The organism is Mycoplasma putrefaciens KS1, assembly GCF_000224105.1.
Taxonomy (GTDB): Bacteria; Bacillota_I; Bacilli_A; order Mycoplasmatales; family Mycoplasmataceae; genus Mycoplasma; species Mycoplasma putrefaciens.
The window spans coordinates 649338-674210 of sequence record NC_015946.1 but is presented as its reverse complement, the minus strand read 5'-3'; the positions used below and the strand labels follow the sequence as shown (position 1 = coordinate 674210).

Genomic DNA, 24873 nt, shown 5'->3' with positions numbered 1-24873 from the left:
GGAGATAGTATGGATAAATCTAAAATTAGAAATTTTAGCATCATTGCTCATATTGATCATGGTAAATCAACTTTAGCTGATCGTATTTTAGAATTAACTAATGCAGTTGAAAAACGCGAAATGCAAGACCAACTTTTAGATTCGATGGATATTGAGCGTGAAAGAGGAATTACTATTAAACTAAATTCTGTGCAATTAAAATATAGATCTAAAGACAATCAAGAATATGTCTTTAATTTAATTGATACTCCAGGTCATGTTGATTTTACTTATGAAGTTTCACGAAGCTTAGCAGCGTGTGAAGGTGCGATTTTAGTTGTTGATGCCACTCAAGGTGTTGAAGCTCAAACCTTGGCCAATGTTTATTTAGCAATTGATAATAATTTAGAAATTATTCCTGTGATTAACAAAATTGATTTATCTAGTGCTGATGTTGAAAGAGTCAAAAATGAAATTGAAGAAGTTATTGGTCTTGATTGTAGTAATGCTCCGTTGATTTCAGCAAAAACTGGTTTAAATGTTGAAGATGTTTTAGAAGCAATTGTTAATCAAATTCCTGCCCCTAATGATGCTGATGATACTAAACCTTTAAAAGCGCTAATTTTTGATAGTTATTATGACAAGTATCTTGGTGTTGTCATGTCAGTCAGATTAAAGCAAGGAACTATTAAACTAGGTGACAAAATTAAACTTATGTCAAATAATGCTGAATATGAAGTTAACTCACTGGGAATTAAAAATCCAAAAATCATCAAAAAAGATGTTTTAGAAGCTGGTGAAGTTGGTTGAATTACTGCTTCAATTAAAACAATTAAAGATGTTAATGTTGGAGACACAATCACTAGTGTTATTAATCCAGCGTCAACACCACTAGAAGGTTATAAAAAACTAAAACCAATGGTTTATTGTGGAATTTATCCTATTGATACTAATAAATATCAAGATTTTAAAGACGCTTTAGAAAAAATTGAACTATCTGATTCATCTTTAGTTTATGAACCTGAAACCAGTCAAGCATTAGGATTTGGTTTTAGGTGTGGTTTTTTAGGATTATTGCATATGGAAGTGATTCAAGAAAGATTAGAAAGAGAATATAATCTTGAATTAATTGCTACTGCTCCTAGTGTAATTTATAAAGTTCATTTAACAAACGGTGAAATCTTAGAATTAGATAACCCCGCAAAATTACCTGATGCTCAAAAAATTAAAAAAATTGAAGAACCTTTTGTTGAAATTAAAATTACAACTCCAGTTGATTACATTGGAGATTTAATGAATTTATGTCAAAATAAATTAGGTATTTATAAGAGCATAGAAATTATTGATGATCTCAGAAGAATTCTTATTTATCAATTGCCATTAGCTGAAATTATTTTTGATTTTTTTAATAAATTAAAATCCATTTCTAGAGGTTATGCTTCATTTGAATATGAACTAATCGGATATCAAGAATCTAAATTAGTTCGTATGGATATCAAATTAAATGGTGATATGGTTGATGCTTTTTCAATGATTGTTAACCAAAAATTTGCTTATCAAAGAGGATCTGCTCTTACCTTAAAATTAAAAGAACTAATTCCAAGACAAAATTTTGAAGTACCAGTTCAAGCGACCATCGGAAATAAAGTTATTTCTAGAGAAACAATTAAAGCTTATAGAAAAGATGTTACTTGAAAGTTGCATGCAGCTGATAAATCGCGTCGTAAAAAACTATTAGAAAAACAAAAAGAAGGTAAGAAAAAAATGAAAGAAATTGGTTCTGTTGAAGTGCCACAAGAAGCATTCATTGCAGTGTTAAAATTAGATGACTAATTTTTATAAAAATCTAATACTATAATACAGGGAGAACCAAAATTATGTTTATATATGATAAAGCTTTAAAACAAATATTAGAAGACGAACTGTTAATTTTAGAAAACACAGTTAATTGAGAACCAAATTATTTTAAAGAGATAAAAGACAAGTGACAAAAAGATAATGATATTGCCAATTTTAAAAAATGAATTGATACATATTTTCCAGAAACTAAAGTTAAACTTATTTCAGAATCAACAGATAACAATCAAGACTTGAATGATTTATTTTTAATTAGATTAGAAGTTTTATTATCAGTTATCAGTGAGTTTGAAGATTTTTATCAAAAACCAAAACCTAAATCTAGAGTTTTTGATCATGTTGATGAATTTGGTGTTGATCTAAAAATTAGAGATACTTTTTATGAATTAGCTAAAACTTATGTTGACTATTTTATTGAGCAATTAAAACAATTAGATACTATTAAAGAATTTGATTTTTTCTATGAAGGTTTTTTAAAAGCACTTAAAAAAGTTAAAAAGGCACAGTCAATTACTGATTCAATCGATAAAATATATTCAATCGAAGAAATTTTGTCTGATTTTGTTGACGCAGTTGAAGAAAAAGATTTTGAATTATTACCATCAGAAGTTCAAGACGCTAATGAATTTCTAAATTTTATGATTTTTTGTCAGACTATAGTTTATTATTTAATTTTAATTTATGAAACACTAGAATTTTTAGAATTAAAAAAAATCGGTATTCTTGATTATGAAAATAAACTATATTATTCTGAAAGAAATGACGAGTTAGAAATGATTAAAACAATTAATAAATAAAAAAGGATTGATTTAAACAGTTGTTGAATCAATCCTTTTTGTTTAGTTAAATATTAGTTAAAATAATTGTTAAATTTAATTTATAAAAATAAGCTAATAGTTAATATTTATCGTTTCTGTGTTGTTTTCTTTCAACTTGAGTTAGTCAACGTTTACGTAATCTAATGTCAGTTGGAGTTACTTCAACTAGTTCATCTGCTTGAATGTATTCTAAAGCTTCTTCTAAGCTCATTTTTTTAAATGGAGTTAGTTTAATAGCTTCATCAGTTCCACTAGATCTAGTATTAGTTAATTTTTTACTTATAGTTGGATTAACATCTAAATCATTATCTCTTGAGTGCTGACCAATAATCATTCCTTCATAAACATCAGTTTGTGGACCGATAAATAAAATTCCACGATCTTCCAGATTGTTTAAAGCATACGCTAGACTTTTTCCATTAGCCATTGAAACTAACACTCCGTTTTGTCTTCTAGTGATTTCACCTTTATATGGTTGATATTCTAAAAAGCTTTTGATCATAATTCCTTCACCATGAGTATCATTGGTAAATTCACTTCTAAAACCAATTAACCCTCTTAAAGGCACTGAATAAGTAATTTTATCTCTCACACCATCTGAATCCATATCAAGCATGACACCTTTTCTCAAGTTTAATTTATTAATAACAGTACCTGAGTATTCGCTTGGAACATTTAAAATAACTTTTTCTATTGGTTCAAGAATTTGATCGGTAATCGGATCTTTTTGAAATAACACTTCTGGTTTACTTACTGCTAGTTCAAATCCTTCTCTTCTCATTGCTTCAATTAGAACTGAAATATGAAGTTCACCACGTCCTAAAACTCTAAATCCTTCAATATTAGAATTTGTTAAAGGTTCAACTTTTAAACCAACATTAACTTGTGTCTCACGTTCTAAACGTTCTTTAATATTTCTTGAAGTAACAAATTTTCCTACTTTACCAGCAAAAGGAGAAGTGTTAACTAAAAAATTCATAGACATAGTAGGTTCTTCAATTAAAATTGGTTTTAGTGGTTTTATGATGTTTAACTCGTTAATAGTATCACCAATTGAAATATCTTCTATTCCTGCAAAAGTGATAATATCTCCTGCTGTTGCTTGTTTAACTGCAACTTTATTTAATCCTTGATAAACCATTAGTTTAGTAATTTTTGCCTGTTTTATTGAACCATTGTTTTTAACAACTGAAACAGTTTGATTTTCTTTGATAATTCCTTCAAAGATTCTTCCGATTCCTAAACGACCAATAAAACTATCATAAGCAAGAGTCGAAACTTGCATAACTAAGTTATTATTAGCTAATGCTAGTGGATAACTTTTAATTTGTTTTTCAATTGTTTCAAATAATGGATTTAAGTTTGTTGATTTTTTATCTAAAGAATACTGAGCAATACCTTCTCTTGCAATTCCATATAAAGTTGTAAAGTTTAATTGTTCATCAGTGGCATTTAGTTCTAAAAATAACTCTAAAACTTCTTCAACAACTTCATCAGCTCTCTGATCTTTTTTATCAATCTTATTAATAAATAGAATCGGTTTTAGTCCGATTTCTAATGCTTTTTGTAGCACAAATCTTGTTTGAGGCATTGGTCCTTCACTTGAATCAACTAGTAAAATAACTGTATCTACAGTTTTCATAATTCTTTCAACTTCACTTGAAAAATCAGCGTGTCCAGGAGTATCAACAATATTAATTTTTATATCCTTATAATTAATTGAACAGTTTTTTGAATAAATGGTAATTCCTCTTTCACGTTCTTGATCATTTGAATCCATAACTTGAGCAACTACTTCTTGATTTTCACGAAAAACTCCACCTTGTTTTAACAGTGCATCAACTAAAGTAGATTTACCTGCATCAACGTGAGCTATCACTGCTATATTTATAATCTTTTGATTATTCATTTATTCACCCCGAATTTAATAAGCAATAAACTAATTTTAATATATTATTAACTTTTTTAAATCATTTAAATAACTAAACAAGTACTTTATATCTCAACAATAAAAAAGTTTTTTAACTTTAGATTTATCTTTTATTTTCTTTTCTTTAAGAACTTAACCAATCATATAGTGCTTGGTAATACTATTGCTGCTGTAGCTGTTGTAGTACCAGCTAAAATAACAATTCTACGAGTTTTACTACTTTTTGTTTGATTGTTACTAGTTTGGTTAGTTTGATTGTTATCTTTATTTTGATTTTCAGATTCAGCATTAGAATTGTCTGGTTGAATAGGTTGATTGTGATTGTTTGGAAAATCATGATTATTATCAATATTAGTGTTGTTTGAATTATCATGACCACTATTTTGACTATCAACAGACCAGTCAAATGATAATTGATTTTTATTATTTGCAAAAATGTAGTTATCATTAATTATTTTAAGATGAACTGTATAGCTTCCAATTTGAGTAGCATAGTTTCCCATAACTTGTACTATGTTTGAATCTATATTATGATTGAATTTAACTTCATTGCCATTAGGGTCATATTTTAGTTTAGAGTTTAGTAGTTTTAAGTCAGGATAGATAACTTTCTTTTTAACATTAATCGAAATTTCTTTTTGATAAATTCTATTTTTATAATCAAATTCCAAAGTCAACTTCTTATGATTTATTTTTACAAAACCATCATAATTATAAGCACCATCATTTTCTAAAACCACTCTATTAGGAGTAACTTTATAAGACTTGTGATTATCTTTAATTTCTAATTGAAAATTGTTTATATCAATTTTTTCATTAGCTGTAAAATTGCTTTCTTGGTTAATTATTTTAATCACGGGTTCTTGTTGGTGTGTTTTATCAAACACAGGTTTTAAAATGATTGGAGTATGATATTGATTATCTCTTCCACCAGTGGCAATAAAATTTAAGTTCTTACTGTCTGTTTTTAAATTTTTTATAAGATTATAGTCTAAATAATATTTGTCATTTTGTTTTGGTACATCTTGTTGATTACCATTTTTATTAAGATATTTTCAACCTAAAAACTTTAGATTATCAATATGAGTTGGATTTTCTAGATATCTTTTTTCAGTTGTTGAATTTCATTCAAAAGGAATCTCATTAATGAGATTTTCTAGTTTAGCACCATCTCTTAGATCATAATAAAGTTTTGCTATGACATAGTTTTTCTTATCGTCTAGTTTATAAATTTGGTACTTTTGATCTCCAACTTTTTGATCATTAACATATTTATCAACAGTTATTTGATAGTCATACTTATTTTTGTGATCATTTAATTTATTTAAAGTTATATCTTTAAAGGTATTATCTTTTCCTTCTTGATAAAGATTACTTATTTGTGTTTTACCAACTTTATAAACTATCTTATTATTTTTATTTATATAAGTTTGTTTCAAACTATATTTATCATCACTATTAGTTGATAAAATCACAGGAATTTTATCATTTAAGTTATAACCATTTGCAGCATGAAAAAGATAATGATTAAAATCTTGATTTTGATTAGAATGTTGTCAATAAGAATAAGATGATAATCCTTCAGAACCATCTAAAACATAGATTTGTCTATTTTCTTGATCAGTATAAAGCTTATCATTATTGTTAAACTGATATGAGTAATTTAGTTTGACTGTATAACTTCCAGTTTTTAATTTTTTCTTAATAGGTGTTAAAGTTAAACTATCATTAGTAGAATAAATATTAAACTGATCAGTGATTTCTTGATTAGCATAATAAACTCTTAAACTCATTTCTTGTAAATTAGCAAGATTTGAGTTAAATTTATAAGTCATTTCAACTTGATCATTTCAGTTAAAGATATTTTGGTTTAATTGCTTAGTTTGTTTTAAACTAGTATCTGGGTTTTGAGAATTGTAATAATTTTTATGATTATTTTTAACTGAACTTTTATTGTTATTAGATGATGTAATAAATTTATTACCTGTAAACTGATAACCAAATAAATTTAAATCATAAAGCGTTGAATCATAAGGTAAGTAATTAACTCCATCGTTATTTTCATAAGGCTTATCACTATTTAAAACTATAAAAGCACCTTGTTGTTTATCTAGAGTTTGGTAATTATCATCTCAACCAATAATTGCAACAGCGTGAAGGTTATTAGCATTAGTGTGAACTATCTGATTAGTTTTTTTCTTATTATTAGGATTAGTTGTAATTGTTCAGTGATCAATAGCAGTCATTAATGCTGAGTGATTAGTGATATGTTGTTTAATTTTATTTAAATTCTTTCTAATTTCACTACGGTTAAATTCAACTTTTTTTAACTTATCAGATAGGTTTGTAATAAATTTTGGTTTGTATAATTCTAATAACTTTTTATAATAAGTTCCAGTATTTGGAAAATGATAAAGATCACCAAATCTAAAATCAGATTCAAAAGCAATACCATTTTTAGTTAAAAGATTATGAAATTTAAAAAAGTTACCACCATTAGCAAGATTATTTTCATCACCTGCACTAATACTTGCTTCAGAAAAGTCATACATTTCATTATTGGCTTTTGTTAATGTAGTTTCTAAAACTTTAGTCGAAGCAAAGTCTCAACACAATCCAGTATTAAATTGTCATTGGTTAAATAAAAGATAATCATCTCTTAGTGAATAATAATCTTGTTTTGTTTTATCATTATCAGTAGTTTGTTTACTTATTAAAATATTTTCTGGCTTACTATCTATGGTTTTAAAAATAGAAAAGTTAGCTGTTATAAAACTCATAGAAAATAAAATGACATTTTTAACTTTTCTCATAATTTTCACCTATCTATGATAATAGTAATTAAAACAAATTTTCTGATAATAAAAGTACAGCATCAAAAATATAAGTACTTTAATAAGGTAGAGCAAGTTATTTTGCTCCTATCTTTTAAAATTTATAATCTTAAATACTAATATAATTAATTTGATAGTAGGAAGTGTTTAGTGTGAAAAAGATTTTAACTTTATTAACTGGATTTTTATCAATTTCTGGTTCTACAATAACAGTTATTAGTTGTCAAAAACAAACTGGTATGGATAAAAAAGATGATTCTAAAACTACTGCTGAAGAAGATTTTCAAATCTTTAAAACCTTTTCTGCTTTAGTATATGATTTGTATAATAAATTAAAAGCTGAAGAAAATGAAGATTCTTATTGAAATAAACAGATTAAAAAAGAATTTAAAGATGCTATTGAAGATATAGTAATAACAAACTCACAATACATCTATAATTATGAATCTTTAGAAGATGCAAGTAAAAGAAACACTGATCAAGCTGATACTAAAAAAATTCATGAAGCAATAAAACGTGGTATTAAAGAGTACAATACTTATAAAACACAGCTTGAAGATTTATTTAAAAAATATGATATAGCTAATAAAACCAAAGAATCAAGAATAAATTTTAAAGAAAGAATTTAATATGAAAAAACTTTTAAAATATTTAACTTTATTAACTGGTATTGGATCAACATCATCTTTAAGTCTTTTGAGTATAAGTTGTGATGTTAACAATAAAATTAATAAACCAACTAACGATTCAGTAAAACCAAATAACACTAATAATGGTCATTCAAATTCACAAAATAATAATGATCAATCTAATCTTCCTAGCGATGATCCAAACACTGAAATTCCAACAAATGATAATTCTAACAATAATATAGTTCACAATTCAGTTGATTTAACACAAATCAATAATAAATATTTAGATTACACAACAAAAGCTTTCGAAAAATTTGATTTAGAAGACTCTTATTTAAATAGTTTGATGTTAAACAATGAAGTTGGGATTAATTTTTATGCTCATCCAGATTATAAATTAAATAGTAAGCTTATTGAATTAGATGAACACATTAATAAAGAAGCTAAAGTTCAATTAATTGATTCAAAAACTAATCGACCTGTTGAAGATCAAAATCAGATTAAGTGATATCAAAGAACAAGATATCCAAATGATGCAGTTTTTGGAAGTGATAATAATTCTAATGATAAAGATAAAACTTTTAATTTATCACTAGATGGCACTGTAAGTTGAAAAGAAGATGAATTAGCAAATGGTACTGCTCAAGAAGAACGATCAGCTATGTTATATGCTAAATATAAAGGCTATTTATATTCAACTGTTGTAAAAGTTTATACTAAAGATAAAAGTAGAGTAATTAAAGAAGAAGCTCAAGCAAGAGAGGCAGCTAAAAAGATAGTTAAAGATAATGACTGGATGAATCTACCTACTTTAGAAAGACTAACAAAAGCATATGAGTGAATAACTAAAAATGTTAAATATGACTATACTAAAGAAAATCTTTTTAAAAATCAAAGTGCACATTCAGCTTTAGTTGATAAAAAAACTGTATGTACAGGTTATGCTAAAGGATTTCAAATGATCTGTGATGAGTTAGGTATTCCATGTAAAGTCAAAGAAGGGTCTAGTTCTAGAGAAGCTAATTCAGAAGTCAAGCACGCATGAAATGTAGTTGAACTTGATGGTGATTGATATTATGTTGATCCTACAAGTGATAGAGTTGAACCCAATCAAAAAGATAAGACAACAGAGTTCAGGTTCTTTTTAAACAATGATAAAGATTTTCACAAAAAAGATGATTTTAACAGAGAAAAGAATGAAAAATCTGTAAAGTTCAGAAATTTTAAAATACCTAATTTTGTTAATACAGTAGAAGATACATTAGCTTTAATTGATAATAATGCTGATGAAAACACAGGAGAAATATCAGAATTGACATTAATATCTGATAATTTTGTAGATGTATTTAAAGCTTTTGATCAAAGAAAAATAGAGGTTGAAAATACTACAACAAAGTCTTTTGTTTCAGGAACTAATATAAAAGAAGTGAGTTATAAGTTTAAAAGGCAAATAAATTCTAATCAACAGGTTAAAGTTGTTGATGTTACCAAAATAGAAACTTCAAATGATCAATTAGCACTTCAAGTAAAACTAGATCAAGAAGTTAAAGATTTAAAAGCCGGAAACTTTAATATTGAAGGCGCTTTAATAAAAGAAGCAAAAACAAATGATAACGGAAAAACTTACACTCTATTTTTAGAACACTTTAGTAAATTTGGTAGCGTTAATATTAAACTAAATTCAATTAAAAGAAAAGGCTTTTCATTTAAATTAGACAAAGTTAATAATTCACTTACTTTCGATATTCAAAAACAAGAAAAACCTAAAGCCGAAGTTAAATTATCAGATCAAAAAATAACTTTAAAAAATGTTGATTCAGATATGCAATACAGAATTAATAATGAAAATTGAATAGATATAACAAGTAATGATTTTGTGATTGAGAGACAAACTATAGGAAATATTTTTATTAGATATAAAAATAAAGGCAACAAAATTAATGCAGAAGTTCAAAAAATAGAATTAAAAAGACCAAGCATTCAAACAGGTCAGCTTAAAGTATTTAACAAAACAACAATAACTGGTTTAAGCACTGATATGGAATATAAAAAACCTAATTCTAGTGAATGAGAAAATGTAGAAAAAAATGTTTTAAAAGACCTAAGTCCGGGAAATTATCAAATCAGAATAAAAGCTTATCAAAACAACTTTGCATCTGAAATTGAAACAATAAAAATCGTATAAAAACTAATATTTAGCATTAGTTGAAATACTAAAAATTAGATTAATTTACATTTTAATTAAATAATTGAATTAGAAAAACAAAATAATATAATTAGTATGTATTCATAAGCCTTTTATGAAAGGAATTATTTTATGTCAAGAATTGAAAAAATTATTGCTCGAGAAATTTTAGATTCACGTGGTATACCAACAGTTGAAGCTGAAGTTTGAACTGAGTTTGGTGGTTATGGTTGTGCTAAAGCACCTTCAGGAGCTTCTACTGGAGTTAATGAAGCATTAGAGTTAAGAGATAAAGACCCAAAACGTTACAATGGAAAAGGTGTTTTAAAAGCAGTTGCTAATGTTAATGATATTATTGCACCAAAATTAGTTGGATTAGATGTTCAAGATCAATTAACAATTGATAGAACAATGATTGAATTAGATGGAACTGAATTTAAAACAAAACTAGGAGCAAATGCTATGTTAGCTGTTTCAATTGCAATAGCTCAAGCGGCATCTTTTGAATTAGGAGTACCTTTTTATAAGTATTTAGGTGGAATTCAAGCATCAAAACTTCCTGTTCCAATGCTAAATGTTATTAATGGAGGGGCTCACGCTGATTCAGCAATTGATTTTCAAGAATTTATGATTATGCCAGTGGGAGCAAAAACTTTTAGTGAAGCTCTAAGATGATCATCTGAAACTTTTCAAGCTTTAAAAGCAATCTTAAAATCTAAAAATGATATTACTGCAGTGGGAGATGAAGGTGGATTTGCACCAAACTTTGAATGAGCTTATCAAAACCATGACCTAGAAGCATTTAAAGATAAAACACCAGCTGAAATTGCTTTAGATTTATTAGTTGAAGCAATTCAAAAAGCGGGATACAAACCAGGTAAAGATGGAATTATGATCGCAATGGATTGTGCTTCATCAGAATTATACTTAGAAGATCAAAAATACCATTTCAAAAAAATTGAAAAACTTACAAACAAAGAATGAGCTTTAACAACAGATGAAATGATTGCTTATTTAGAAAAACTAGTTGATAAATACCCAATTATTTCAATTGAAGATGGACTAGCTGAAACTGACTGACAAGGATTTAGTAAGTTAACTGCTCAAATCGGAGACCGAGTACAAATTGTTGGAGATGACTTATTTACTACAAATCCTAAATTCATTCAACAAGGAATTAATAGCAGAGCAGCCAACTCAACTTTAATTAAATTAAATCAAATAGGAACATTATCTGAAACTATTCAAGCAATTACAATGACTCAAAAAGCCGGATGAACAGCAGTAGTTTCACACCGTTCAGGTGAAACTGAAGACACAACTATTGCGGATTTAGCAGTGGCATTTAATACCGGTCAAATTAAAACTGGATCAATGTCAAGAAGTGACCGAATTGCTAAATACAACAGATTATTGCAAATTGAATCTGATCTAGGTCAAAATGCTATTTACGATGGATTTACAACTTTTTATAATTTAAAAAAATAACTCATTAAATTATTAATAATTTTGCACAAAGACAAGATCTTTGTGTTTTTGATATTAAAATAAGAAATAAAAAAATTTTAAAATATGTTATTATCTACACATAAGTATTAAGAATAAAAGATATTAAGATATTTTAATTTAAAATGAAAAAAGTTATAGCACTAGATGTTGGTTCTAAAACAATCGGTTTAGCTTATAGTAGTGGTATTATAGCCAGTCCGTTATCAACAATTAGATTTGATGAGTGAGATTTTGATCAAGCAATTGAAAAATTAGCACCATTTTTAAATCAGTATCAGCCTGAGATTATTGTTTTTGGCTATCCCAAAAATATGAACAATACTATAGGTGAGCGTGCTAGAATGGTTGATCATGTGATTGAGTTATTTTTAAAAAAATACTCGAATTATTCAGATCAACAAATCACAAGAATTGATGAAAGACGAACTACTGCTATGGCTAAAAACATTATGATTCAAGCTGGAATTTCAAGAAAAAAACAAAAGCAGAATAAAGATGGTTTAGCTGCACAACTAATTTTAGAAATGTATTTAAATACTAATAAATAAAGGAGCGAATATGCAAAATTTACACCCACTAGTTAAAAGAGTCTTATTTACTAAAGATCAAATTCAATCAAGAGTCAAACAAGTAGCTGTTGAAGTTGAAAACTATTATAAGAATCAACAATTAAAAGATAATTCATTATTAGTTGTCGGTTTGTTAAAAGGGTGTGCACCGTTTTTTGCTGACTTTTGTATGAATTGTGATTTAACAATGGAAATGGAATTTATGGTTGTTTCTTCTTATTGCGGAACAACAAGTTCTAAACATCAGCCAAAGATTATTTTAGATCTACAAACAGAAGCTAAAGATAGAGACATTTTACTTGTTGAAGATATCATTGATACCGGTGCAACTTTACAATACATCAAACAATATCTAATTGATAAAGGCGCAAGGAGTGTAAAAATCATTACCATGCTAGATAAACCAGAAGGAAGAGTAGTTGACATTAAAGCAGATTGAGTATGTTTTACTATTGAACGTGAATTTGTGATTGGTTATGGGTTAGATTATCAAGAAAAAATTAGAAATCTTCCTTATGTAGCAGTTTGTGATACTGATAAATTAAAAGACTGAAAATGATAAGAAAATAAAATGGAGATTAAATGTACAACTTAAAAAATATAAAAGAGATATTATTTACTAAACAACAAATTGAGCAACGCATTAAAGAAGTTGCCAGACAGGTAAAACAATATTATTTAGACAATCCACCTATTAATGGACCATTAATTACTATCGGACTATTAAAAGGTTGTGTGATTTTTAATACAGAATTTGTTTTAAATTTTGACTATCCGATTCAAATGGATTTTATGGCAGTTTCTTCTTATAGTGGAACTCAATCAACTGGAGCGATCAAAATTAGACTAGATACTAGTTTAGATTTAACTAATCGTGATGTCTTGATTGTTGAAGATATGGCTGATACTGGATTAACTTTAAGCAAAGTTAAAGAACATATTTTATATAAAGGAGCAAATAGTGTTAAAGTTGTAACTTTAGTTGATAAACCAAACTATCATACAGTTGAATTCGCTCCTGATTGAAATTGTTTTAACATTGATGATTATTATATTGTTGGTTATGGTTTTGATTGTGATGAAGATTATCGAAATTTACCATATATTGCAATTTATCAACCTGATAACAACTAAGATTATCAAAGTTTTATATAAAAAAAGATTGGTGTTTTTGTACCAATCTTTTTTCTACGTTAAATTATTTATTATTTAAAAATCATAAAACCTAATCCAACAACAACAGCTGCTAGAACTGGTCCTAATACTGGAATTCAAGAATATTGTCAGCTTGAACTTCCTTTTTGTTTAGATGGTAATAACGCATGAACAATTCTTGGTCCTAGATCACGAGCAGGATTAATTGCATAACCTGTAGTTCCTCCAAGTGATAAACCGATTGAAAACACAGCTAATCCTACTGCTAGTGGTCCAATAGCTGTGAACCCAGGGATTTTTCCAACACCAATAATTGCTAATAATAAAACGACTGTTCCAACAAATTCCATTAAAAGGTTCAAAAAAATTGATCTTTGTGTTGGTCCTGTTGAGTGTATAGCTAAAATTTTATTTTGAAAATCATTATCTTGTCTTGTTAATTTAATATGGTTTAAGTATAAAAGATCAACAATAATTTGACCTAAAATTGCACCAACAAATTGAACAGCTAAAACTATAAAAAATAATCCTGCTCCATTTAGCTTGCTTGCACTTGAATTAAGTCCTCAATTACTACTTTTTGATGCGATTGCACTCATAATTGTAACTGCAGGGTTTAAATGAGCAACCCCACCAAGAGCACTTGAGATCATTGCTGCTACAAAAACTGCAAATCCTCATCCAGCAGTAATTGAGATTCAACCTGCATTCTGTCCTTTGGTTCCTTTTAAAACGACGTTTGCTACAATACCATTACCTAAAATAACTAAAAGCATTGTTCCAAATAACTCTGTTAATATAATACTTTGTGCTGACATAATTAGCTCCTTTATTCGATGTCAATTGTTCAACTAAATGTTCTTTGAACAGCAACCTTTCAACCCTTAATTAGTTTGGCAACTTCTTTTTTACTAATTTCTGGGTTTAATTCAAAATCAATTTTGTAAGTTTGTTTGATTTCTTCAATATCTTTTCAATACCCAACTGCTAATCCTGCCATAAATGCAGCACCCATAGCTGTTGTTTCAACATTAGTTGGCTTAATGACTTTAGATTGGCTAATGTTTGCTTGGAATTGCATTAAAAATTTATTATTTGCAGCTCCACCGTCAACTTTAAAAATTTCAATAGTTTTTTTCATGTCTTTTCCCATTGCTTCAACAACATCATTTGCTTGATAAGCAATTGCTTCTAGTGTTGCTCTTACAATGTGTTCACGTCTAGTTCCTCGATCTAATCCAAAAATCGCTCCACGTGAATATGAGTCTCAGTATGGTGAACCCAATCCAGTAAATGACGGTACCACATAAACTCTACGATCATCTCTTACTTGACCTGCATATCATTCAGTTTCAATTGCATTATAAACAATTCTTAAGTTATCTCTTAATCACTGTACTGCAGCTCCTGCGATCATTACTGATCCTTCTAGTGCATAATAAACTTTGCCTTTAAATGAATATGCAACAGTTGTTAATAATCCGTGATCTGATTGAACAATTTCATCACCTGTATTAGTTAGAATAAAACATCCTGTTCCGTAAGTTACTTTAACTTGACCTTTTTCAAGACATAATTGACCAAACAACGCAGATTGTTGATCTCCTATTGATGAAGCAATTTTAATTTGATGATGATTATCTTTTGAAAATAATCCTTTAAATGTTAATCCATAAACTTCACTTGTTGATTTAATTTCTGGAAGAATGTTTTTTGGAATATCAAATAACTCTAATAATTCATCATCTCATGTGTTAGTGTGAATGTTATATAACAAGGTTCTTTGAGCATTTGTATGATCAGTGACAAAAATCTCTCCACCTGTTAAACGATAAATTAATCAAGTGTTAATTGTTCCAAACATTAACTTATTTTCACTTGCTAGTTTTCTTGCGTTAGCAACATTGTCTAAAATTCATTTTAGCTTAGTTGCTGAAAAGTAAGGATTAATAATTAAACCTGATCTTTTTTTAACCATATCAACTGCTTGTTGATCAAATGTTTGACAATAATCAGCAGTTCTTTGATCCTGTCAAACAATTGCATTATAGATTGGTAAACCAGTTTCTTTATTTCAAACAACTACAGTTTCACGTTGATTGGTAATTCCAATTGCTTCAATTTGATCTGCAGAGATGTTTGACTTATTTAAAACCTGAATTAGTGTTGAACGTTGTGTGTTTCAAATTTCTATAGCATCGTGTTCAACTCAACCTTCTCTTGGAAAGTATTGAGTAAACTCAGCTTGTTCAACAGCAATAATTTCACCTTTTTTGTTAGTTATCAGAGCTCTAGCACTAGTTGTACCTTCATCTAATGTTAATATGTATTTTTGCATATTTTTCTCCTGTTAGTTTCATGGAAGAATTGCTTCTTCTTTTGGATTTCAATCTGGTTTAATTTCAAGATTGTCAAAAGCATCTTTTACTAAATCACAAACCATATCTGCAATTGCAGGACAACTTGCAATTGCTGGAGATTTCATTCCTGCGACGTTAATAAAGTTTTTATCAGCTTTAGCTGGTTTGATTCAAAAGTCATTTGTTTGTACTTCAATTGGACGTGATCCTGCATAAGTTGTACAAGTCTTACTCATATCAATGTTAGGAATTAGTTTTTTTCCAATTTTTGCAATATTTTCATATTGTTCAGGAGTAACTAATAATGTGTCTTCTTTTTTCACACCACTTACAGCAGTTGGTCCAACCATTACTCTTCCATCAAGCATAGGAGCCACAATTACGCCTTTGCCATGAATTGTAGGAACCATAAAAACAACTGAATTTACAATACCTGCTTGAGATTTATCTAAGATACGGTATTCTCCTCTTCTTGTTGTTAGTTCAAAATCAGCATAACCCGCTTTTTTAGCTAGCTCATCAGCAAAATGTCCAGCTGCATTAATAATCACTTTAGCTTGGATAACTTCATCTTTTGAAGTAGTGATATCAAATAAGTCATGTTCTTTTTTAATGTCTAAAACTTTTGAATTAACTTTTAATTCAACACCATTTTTAATAGCATTTCGCATCAGTGTTTGACTCAATACAACTGGATCAATAGCAATTGATGAATTACATACTAATGCTCCAACAGCTTTTTTATTTATGTTTGGCTCTTTTTTTTGTAATTCTTCAGCATCGATGATCTGCATTTCTTTTGGATCTAATCCGTTGGTTAGACCACGTTGATATAACATATGCACATGTTGCATTTCTTCATCATTAAAAGCAACAACGATTGAGTCAATTCTTAGATAAGGAAAATCCATTTCTCTGATTCAATCTTCATAACGCTCTTTTCCCAAAACATTCAATTTGGCATTCAAAGTTTCTGGTCTTGGATCAAATCCACCATGCACAAGCCCTGAATTATGACCACTAGTTTCAAGTGCTAGTCTAGGGTTTTGTTCTAATACAATAGTTTTTTTATTATATTTAGCAATTTCTCTGGCGATTGCTGAACCAATGATCCCTCCACCTATGATGCAAATATCAGTTTTTATTTTTTTCATATACACTCCTTTTAAACGTATATACATGATTATTGTAAAATAAAAAAACTAGTACGCACTAGTTTTGATTAGTATATTAATGTATTGAATTATTTTGAGCATGATGATTTTTGAGAATCACATGATTTTTCAGCTTCACTACATGACTTTTCAGAACTATCACATGATTTTTCACTACCACATGATTTTGCGCTTTCACATGATTTTTCAGCTTCACATAATTTTTTGCTTTCACATGATTTTTCATCACTACAGCATTCTTTTTTTACTTCTTTATCACATGCTGATGCTTGGCATTTACTTTTTGAACATGACATAACTATTGCCCTCACTTTCTATATCCTTACACTTTTATTCTATAACATCAAAAGCTAAATATTTAGATATATCGACCTGATTTTTTATAATTTATTGAATGGTTCTAATGCTAGATAATTGTTATATAATTATAAGTAATAGACTAGAGAAAGAAGGCTTATTTATATGGTTAAGAAAATAGGTATTTTAACTTCTGGAGGAGACTCACCTGCAATGAATAATGCGATTGCCGGAGTTGTTAAAGCAGCCTATTCTAAGGGCATTGAAGTCTATGGAATTAGAGATGGATATAAGGGTCTTTATCATGCTTGATTTGAAAAACTAACAGTTGAACAAACCTTTGACATTATTTCAAAAGGTGGAACTATGCTAGGTTCAGCTAGATTTGTGGAATTTAAACAAGAAAGTATCAGACAACAAGCAGTTAAAAATTTAAAAAAAGCTGGCATTGAAGCACTAGTTGTGATTGGTGGAGATGGAAGTTATATGGGAGCTCAAAAGCTAACTGAAATGGGCATTAATTGCATCGGATTACCAGGAACTATTGATAATGACATTATTTCAAGTGAATTTACTATTGGGTTTGATACTGCTTTAAATACTGTAGTTGAAGCTGTTGATAAGATTCGTGATACTGGTCAGTCACACCACCGAGCTAATGTAATTGAAATTATGGGAAATGGTTGTGGAGATTTAGTAACTTATGCAGCAGTAGGAACTGCAGCTGAAATCTTTTCCCCAACTGAAGATTTATTAACAGTTGAAGAAATTGCTCAAAAAGCAAAGCAATTTTATGAACAAGGAAAAAGAAGTATCATCATTTTAATTTCAGAAAAATCATATGATATTTCAGCCAATCAAATTGCTAAAAGAGTTCAAGAAGTTAGTGGTTATGAAACTAGAGCAACAATTCTAGGACATATGCAACGTGGAGGAAGACCGAATGCTATGGATCGATATTTAGCTTATACTTCAGCAATCTATGCAGTTGAAAAAATTGTTGAGGGAAAAGGTGGACTATTTATTGGTTTGGAAAACAATAAACTAGTTGCAAGAGATATTAATGCCACTTTAAACATCAAAGCAGCAGATAAAAAACCATTTATTGAAAAACTAAGAGCAGTCAACGGTTATTACTAGTCAAATTATTATTAAGGAAATCAATCAATGAAAAACCAAGATTTACAAAAAAGAGTCAAACGAACTAAAATTATTACTACTATTGGTCCGTCAACCGATTCAATCCAAGCAATTCAACAATTATTTGAAAACGGTATGAATACCATTCGTTTAAATTTTTCACATGGTAATTATCAAGAACATGGTGCAAGAATTGCTGCGGCTAAGCAAATCCGAGAGCAAGTAAAACAACCAATTTCAATTTTACTAGATACCAAAGGTCCTGAAATTCGTGTTGGAAAATTTCAAAATGGAAAACAAGAAATTTTAAGATGACAAAAAGTTACTATTTATACTGATCAGGATTCTTATTTAAATAAAGAATGTGGTCCAGCAGAGATGACAGTTTCATACGATATGTCAGTTGATCTAAAACAAGGTGATGTGATTTTAATTGATGACGGTAAGTTAGAGCTAACTGTTGATCAAGTGCAAAACCAAGTTATTTTAGCCACTGCTTTTAATTCTCATATTGTTAAAACAAATAAACGTGTAAATTTACCTGGTATTGATTTTTCAATGGAATTTTTATCAGAAAAAGACGAAAAAGACATTTTATTTGGGTGCGAACAAGAAGTAGATTATATTGCTGCTTCATTTGTTAATAGTGCTGATAATGTTTTTCAAATTCGTGAGATTTTAAAAAAAGCAAACAAAACTGATATTCAGATTATTTCTAAAATTGAATCTCAAATAGCATTAGATAATATCGATGAAATTATTGCTGCTTCTGATGGAATTATGATTGCTAGAGGAGATTTAGGCTTAGAAATTCCATATTATGATGTTCCTTATTGAGAAAAAATCATTATCAGAAAGTGTCGTCAAGCAAGAAAAATTGTTATTGTAGCAACTCAAATGTTAGATAGTATGACTAACAACCCATCACCAACACGTGCCGAAGTCACTGATGTGTACTTTGCAACTGAACTAGGAGCTGATGCAACTATGTTGTCTGGTGAATCTGCTTCTGGAGATTTTCCCTTTATAACAGTTCAAACAATGTCAACAATTAACAAACGTGCTGAAGTCGAATTCTACAACAAAGTTTATTATCAACACCAATTAGATTCTGCTATTAAATCAAGTTCAGGTGATCGTGCTGATATTGCTTTATCACTTGCTAAGAAAACAAGAGATGGTAAGTATAATTATGCTATTGTTATTTCAAGAACTGGTGAGTTATTAAAAACAGTTTCCAAATTTAGACCTAATGTAGCAATTTTAGGTGTTAGTGAATCTGATCGCTTATGAACTGCGTTTGGAATTTGACACTCTATTTTTATGAACAAAATTAAAAGTATTCAAGGTTTAGATGATGATTTAGAACAACTATCAACAATAGCAAAAACATGAGGAGCTAGTGTTGGTGAAAAAGTGTTAGTTGTTAGAAATCACGACATTAAAGAAATCACTGTTATTTAATTAAGTTAACTTACATTTTAAGTGTAGTAGAAGCTAAAACTACTACATTTTTATTATTAAGTAGAGTAAAATATGGTTTTATTTTGTTGAATTAATTTTTTAATTTCGATTTTTATAATATAATTCAATAGTAAAAAATATTAAAAACAAAAGTTTAGGAATGAAAATTAGTATGAATAAATTGTTAAAACGCTTATTAACTTTATTATCACTAGGCTCATCATCATTGACAACTATTGCTGTTAGTTGTAATTTTTATGATGTTCATAAAAATAACCAATTTATTAAAGATCGAACTGAAATAAATGATAAATTAGATGGTCATTCAAACCAATTTGATACAAATGATCATTCAAATCAAGCAAGTGATAATCAAACTAATTTAGATGATAATCAACCTAAAATAGATCCAGTTGATTATTCAACAAACCATATTACTAATAATATTTATAATACTGATAGAATAACTATTCCTATTAGTTTTGATGGTATTGATATTTATAATAATGAAACTAATCTTGAAAAGATAAACAGCATTTATCTAAAACAAACTGCTAATGATTTTAAAGAAATCAAGATATCAGATAAAAACATAGAAAAAATAATTTTAAATACTAATTTATCATCAAACTTTTATTCTCACCCTGATTTTGAATTGAATTTAAATGAAGTGGTTTTAGATGAGTTTGTAAATAAAACTGAGTCATTAAAACTTATTAATAAGAAAACAAAACAACAAATACAAGATAGCGAAATTAAATGGTATCAAAAAACAGTAATTCCTAATGATGCGGTTTTTAAAGTAAATGAAAATCAATCTGATAAAGTTACATTTAATTTACTAGATAATGGTAAATTAGAATGAAAAGACAATAGTAATTCACAAGATTTAATTCCTAAAGAAGAAACCCAAGCTAAAGTTTTTGCTTTTTATAAAGGTTATTTATACTCAGCAAACGTTAGAGTTCTTTCTAAAGAGATAAGTGATTTATTAAATAAAGCTACTATTACTAAACAAAAAGCAAAAGAAATAGTTGAAGAAAATAAGTGAAAAGAACTACCAACATTAGAAAGGTTAAAACAAGCATACAATTGAATAACTAAAAATGTTGCATACGACTTTAATAAAAACAACCTTTTTGCAAATCAAAATGCATACACTGCATTAGTTCTTAGAAATACTGTATGTACTGGGTATGCTAAAGGATTTAAATTCTTATTAGATGAATTAGATATTCCATGTAAGTTTGTCGAAGGTGACAGTTCTAGAGAAAATGGGGCAAAGCATGCATGAAACCAAGTGCAAATTGATGGTAAATGATATTATGTTGATGCCACAAGTGATAGAGTAGATGCTAAACAAAACCAACAAACAACAGATTTCACATTCTTTTTAAATACTGATGAAGACTTTTCTAAAGATGATAAATTTACTAGAAACAATGACAGTGAAGGTGCTGTTCTAAGAAATATATTTTCTAAGAATTTTGTTGCCACTGAAGAAGACGTTTTAGGATTAATTGATAATAATTATGATCCTGAAACAAGACAAATGAAAGATTTTGTTTTATATACTCCAAATGGAACTAATAAAGGGACAAAACCAAATTATAATCACATAAATAGTGCTTTAAACAAAAGACAATTAGAACCAACTGCAAAAAGAGTCCAGTCTAAAGGATCAAACTTAGGAATCCAATATATTTTTGATAAGAAAGAAACATCTGAAGACGTTTTCAAGCAACTAAAAATAAAAAGTTTATCAAAAGTAGAAAACAAAAATGCTATTAAAATAGAGTTTGATCAAGATATAAAAGATCTAGATTTAACTATTAAAAACTTTAATATCACAAATGCGTTAATCAAAGATATTAAAAAAGAACAAAATTCATATATTTTAGACTTGTATCATTTTACTAGCTTTGGTAAAGTAAAAGTTAAATTAGAATCAGTAAAAAGAAAAGACTACAAATTTACACTTCCACAAAATTCTGAAGTGGAAATTGAAGTTAAAAGAGAATCACTACCAGATATAGATGCGCAAGTAATTGATGATAATCAAATTAAAATCATTAGCAATGATAATAATTTAGAATACAGTTTTGAATATTCTAAATGAACTGATGTTCCTGAGAACTTTATTATTGATCTTTCGGCTAGAACAGGTAATCTATACATAAGATCTAAAAACGCTTTAATTTCTGAAATTAAAACAATCTCATTTACTAGATTTAGTTCTCCAGAGTACCAATTAAAAATTGCAAACAACAATACAATTATTGGTGTTAATGATTCGATGGAGTTCAAATTAAAAGATTCAGAAACTTGAATTAATGTTACCAAGAACCAAATTTCTAGTTTAAATAAAGGTATTTATCAAATTAGAGTTAAAAGTCAAAAACAAGCATTTTCTTCAGAAATTGTCGAAATTAACATCTAATAATGTTTAATACTAGTTCACCAACTTTAAGTGTAAGGTGAACTTTTTTATTGCAAAACATTTAGTTTAAAAATAAAACTATAATTATTATTAAATTTAGATAACATACTTTTTTATTTCAAATTGTACGCTAAAATTCATTCAGTTCAATTTCAATATAAGTTGACTTACTTTGTCAATTAACTCATTAACATTTCCCAAATTTATGTTTAGCTAGTTTTTTTGTTGATGATTTAACTATTAATAAAGTTCTTTGGGTCTGTGAATTTATTTTTTGTTACTGAAGGTATTTTAAATAGTTTTCTATTACTCTTATCATTTAAGCAAAGACCTTTTTTATCTACTAGATAGGTAATAAACTCTTCTTCATCTCTAGCTAAAAGTTCTGTTTTATAACGTTTATCAAAAGTTCTAAAATTAAGCTTTTTATCAGACCCTAAAACAAATTCTAAAATACCTTCACTTTCAAGTCTCACTCCTTTGTATTTTCATCTATTAGAACAAAATAAATATTGTCATACTCAATCACACCATTTCTTAATTGGCAAATCAAAGAATTTTGTCATTTTCACTATTTAGTAACAAAGTAAAAGAACTTGATTTGAGATCTTTTGTTTAACAACAAGCTTTATAATTTAAAAGTTAATTATTTCTTGTTTTTTAAAATTTTGTGACTTGTTTTTATCTCAGCACCTGATAAACAAGATTCTCTAAATTTTTTTAAATCTTTTGACAGTTAATATTAAACAATATAACCCCTTTACTAAGCATTTATTTTTAATAGTTATATTATTTTAACTATGATTAACTGATATTCTTTTTCTACTCTGATAGTTATTTATAACTCTCATAATTTCATATCTTAATAGTTCAGTTATTTGATCTTTTTTAGGGTTTCAAATTAGATGAGATTTCAAGCTTCAAGAAGATTAACTAGTAATTTTGTATTATAATAAATGTTAAAATGCAGAGAGGTTCAGAATGAAAAGCTTTGATGTAGTTATTTTAGGAGCAGGTCCTGGTGGCTATGGATTAGCCAATATTTTGAGTCTAAATAAACTTAATGTTGCGTTAATAGAAGCTAATGATCTTGGTGGAACTTGTATAAACAAAGGATGTGTTCCTACAAAAACACTTATTAAATCAGCTAGAGTTTTTGAAACTGTTAAAAATAGCTCAAAATATGGAATTTATTCTGATAATGTCAGATATAATTTAAAAACTATTCAACAACGTCGAATAGATAATAAAAACTTATTAAACTCTAACATTGAAAAACAAATAATCTCAAATAAGATAACTCTTTTTAAAGGTTATGGAGAAGTTATTGACAGAAATACTATTAAAATAAATCAACAAACTCTTAAGTTTAATAAACTAGTTTTAGCAACAGGTTCTAGACCTAAAATGATAAATATTAAAGGATTAGAACAATCTAGAAAAAACGGTTATTTAATTGATTCAGATCAAGCATTGGTTTTAGATGAAGTTTTAAAGTCAATAGTTATTATTGGTGATGGACCTATTAGCTTAGAATTTGCATATTTTTATAGCACACTAAACACACAAGTCACTATTTTAACTAATAATAATTTTTTATCTAGATTTGATATTGATATTCAACAAAGTGTTAAACAGTATTTTGAACAAAAAAATATTAAAGTTATTGAAAATATAAATATTAGTAAATTAGTGAATAATAAAGTTTATTTTGATAATCAAAATTTTGTTGTAGGTGAAAAAATACTTTTAGCAGTAGGGCGAATTCCAAATAACGAATCATTTAATAGTCTTGATATTAAAAAAGATAAAAATGGATTTGTTATAGTAGATGATCAAATGAAAACTAATATAGATAATATTTATGCAATAGGAGATATAACAGGGTTAAATTTATTATCTTCAGTTGCATATAAAACAAGTGATATAGTTGCTAGAAATATCTTACATAACAACAATGAAGAACAGTTGGATGTAAATTTAGTTTCTTGAACAATATATTTAAATCCAGAAATAGCTGGAGTTGGTTTGAATGAACAGCAACTAATAGCTAAAAATATAGATTTTGAAAAAATAATCATTAATTCAAAATCTTTACCAAGAGCTCATGCTGATGGTGTTGTAAGTGATTATTCATTTATTAAATTTTTAGTTTCAAAACAAACTAATAAAATTTTAGGATGTTTTATGATGATTGAAAATGCTAATTTATTAATTAATCATGTTGCACTATTTATGCAACAAAAACTAACTTTTAATTGATTACAAAAATCAATTTATACTCACCCAACTATTTCAGAAGCTTTATATTATGTTTCAAGAATTAGAAGCATAAGTACAGAATAAGATTCCAACTTATTAGTAATTCTTATTGCTTTTATTTTTTTAAATATATAAAATAAAAAATATAAAATTTAAGATTAATTAGTGTTATGGACATGGTTTTAGCTAAGACATTACAGAGAGTTGATGGTTGGTGAGAGTCAAAGTGGATAACTAAAATTACTACCATATAAAAACACTACGTGA

The 24873-nt window shown here is 27.8% G+C and carries 19 protein-coding genes; 12 read left to right on the top strand and 7 right to left on the bottom strand.

Going from position 1 to position 24873, the window contains the following annotated elements; translation table 4 throughout:
• Nucleotides 1–9 precede the first annotated feature (9 nt).
• Together lepA and MPUT_RS02860 are read left to right on the top strand one after the other, a co-directional pair.
• On the top strand, nt 10–1812 hold the full coding sequence (gene lepA, locus MPUT_RS02865) for a translation elongation factor 4 (protein WP_014035292.1): 1803 nt from the start codon (nt 10–12) through the stop codon (nt 1810–1812).
• A gap of 44 nt (nt 1813–1856) precedes the next feature.
• The gene (locus MPUT_RS02860; protein WP_014035291.1) at nt 1857–2633 is read left to right on the top strand and encodes a hypothetical protein; all 777 of its coding nucleotides are present in this window, start codon (nt 1857–1859) and stop codon (nt 2631–2633) included.
• Nucleotides 2634–2733: 100 nt separating this feature from the next.
• Here the strand turns inward: MPUT_RS02860 and typA are convergent, their stop codons facing one another.
• Both typA and MPUT_RS02850 read right to left on the bottom strand, forming a co-directional pair.
• A complete protein-coding gene (gene typA, locus MPUT_RS02855; protein WP_014035290.1) occupies nt 2734–4563 on the bottom strand; it encodes a translational GTPase TypA in 1830 nt (609 codons plus the stop codon).
• Between the two features lie 131 nt (nt 4564–4694).
• On the bottom strand, nt 4695–7397 hold the full coding sequence (locus tag MPUT_RS02850; protein WP_014035289.1) for a C1 family peptidase: 2703 nt from the start codon (nt 7395–7397) through the stop codon (nt 4695–4697).
• Nucleotides 7398–7570: 173 nt separating this feature from the next.
• On the opposite strand from MPUT_RS02850, the gene MPUT_RS02845 reads away from it, so the two are divergent.
• The 6 genes from MPUT_RS02845 (at nt 7571) to hpt (MPUT_RS02820) (ending at nt 13447) form a co-directional block, all read left to right on the top strand.
• Complete coding sequence (locus tag MPUT_RS02845; RefSeq protein WP_014035288.1) at nt 7571–8047, top strand: hypothetical protein; 477 nt, start codon at nt 7571–7573, stop codon at nt 8045–8047.
• 1 nt (nt 8048) lies between these two features.
• The gene (locus MPUT_RS02840) at nt 8049–10235 is read left to right on the top strand and encodes an MAG6410 family transglutaminase-related lipoprotein (RefSeq protein WP_014035287.1); all 2187 of its coding nucleotides are present in this window, start codon (nt 8049–8051) and stop codon (nt 10233–10235) included.
• A gap of 132 nt (nt 10236–10367) precedes the next feature.
• Nucleotides 10368–11723, top strand: coding sequence for a phosphopyruvate hydratase (gene eno / locus MPUT_RS02835; protein WP_014035286.1), 1356 nt, complete (start codon nt 10368–10370; stop codon nt 11721–11723).
• 143 nt (nt 11724–11866) lie between these two features.
• Entirely contained in the window at nt 11867–12292 is a 426-nt protein-coding gene (gene ruvX / locus MPUT_RS02830; RefSeq protein WP_014035285.1) for a Holliday junction resolvase RuvX, read from the top strand.
• 10 nt (nt 12293–12302) lie between these two features.
• Nucleotides 12303–12875 (top strand): hypoxanthine phosphoribosyltransferase, encoded by a 573-nt coding sequence (gene hpt, locus MPUT_RS02825; RefSeq protein WP_014035284.1) that lies wholly within the window; start codon nt 12303–12305, stop codon nt 12873–12875.
• 20 nt (nt 12876–12895) lie between these two features.
• Nucleotides 12896–13447, top strand: coding sequence for a hypoxanthine phosphoribosyltransferase (gene hpt / locus MPUT_RS02820; protein ID WP_014035283.1), 552 nt, complete (start codon nt 12896–12898; stop codon nt 13445–13447).
• 71 nt (nt 13448–13518) lie between these two features.
• On the opposite strand, the gene MPUT_RS02815 is transcribed toward hpt (MPUT_RS02820), so the two are convergent.
• The 4 genes from MPUT_RS02815 to MPUT_RS02800 all read right to left on the bottom strand — a co-directional run bounded on the left by MPUT_RS02815 (nt 13519) and on the right by MPUT_RS02800 (nt 17299).
• Nucleotides 13519–14286: an MIP/aquaporin family protein gene (locus tag MPUT_RS02815; RefSeq protein ID WP_014035282.1), complete on the bottom strand. Its 768-nt coding sequence runs from the start codon at nt 14284–14286 to the stop codon at nt 13519–13521.
• Nucleotides 14287–14297: 11 nt separating this feature from the next.
• Nucleotides 14298–15806: a glycerol kinase GlpK gene (gene glpK / locus MPUT_RS02810; protein ID WP_014035281.1), complete on the bottom strand. Its 1509-nt coding sequence runs from the start codon at nt 15804–15806 to the stop codon at nt 14298–14300.
• A gap of 12 nt (nt 15807–15818) precedes the next feature.
• On the bottom strand, nt 15819–16982 hold the full coding sequence (glpO, locus tag MPUT_RS02805; protein WP_014035280.1) for a type 2 glycerol-3-phosphate oxidase: 1164 nt from the start codon (nt 16980–16982) through the stop codon (nt 15819–15821).
• Between the two features lie 89 nt (nt 16983–17071).
• Complete coding sequence (locus tag MPUT_RS02800; RefSeq protein ID WP_014035279.1) at nt 17072–17299, bottom strand: hypothetical protein; 228 nt, start codon at nt 17297–17299, stop codon at nt 17072–17074.
• 166 nt (nt 17300–17465) lie between these two features.
• Between MPUT_RS02800 and pfkA the strand changes: the two genes are divergently transcribed.
• From pfkA to MPUT_RS02785, 3 genes are all read left to right on the top strand, one after another.
• The gene (gene pfkA, locus MPUT_RS02795; RefSeq protein ID WP_014035278.1) at nt 17466–18440 is read left to right on the top strand and encodes a 6-phosphofructokinase; all 975 of its coding nucleotides are present in this window, start codon (nt 17466–17468) and stop codon (nt 18438–18440) included.
• A 27-nt stretch (nt 18441–18467) separates the two neighbouring features.
• Nucleotides 18468–19904, top strand: a complete 1437-nt coding sequence (gene pyk / locus MPUT_RS02790) for a pyruvate kinase (protein ID WP_014035277.1) — start codon at nt 18468–18470, stop codon at nt 19902–19904.
• Between the two features lie 172 nt (nt 19905–20076).
• Nucleotides 20077–22344 carry an MAG6410 family transglutaminase-related lipoprotein gene (locus MPUT_RS02785; RefSeq protein WP_014035276.1) on the top strand — a complete coding sequence of 756 codons (2268 nt, stop codon included), beginning with the start codon at nt 20077–20079 and terminating at the stop codon, nt 22342–22344.
• 233 nt (nt 22345–22577) lie between these two features.
• Here MPUT_RS02785 and MPUT_RS02780 read toward each other — a convergent pair whose 3' ends face one another.
• A complete protein-coding gene (locus MPUT_RS02780; protein WP_014035275.1) occupies nt 22578–22910 on the bottom strand; it encodes a hypothetical protein in 333 nt (110 codons plus the stop codon).
• 415 nt (nt 22911–23325) lie between these two features.
• Between MPUT_RS02780 and MPUT_RS02775 the strand changes: the two genes are divergently transcribed.
• A complete protein-coding gene (locus MPUT_RS02775; protein ID WP_014035274.1) occupies nt 23326–24690 on the top strand; it encodes a dihydrolipoyl dehydrogenase in 1365 nt (454 codons plus the stop codon).
• The last annotated feature ends 183 nt before the right edge of the window (nt 24691–24873 follow it).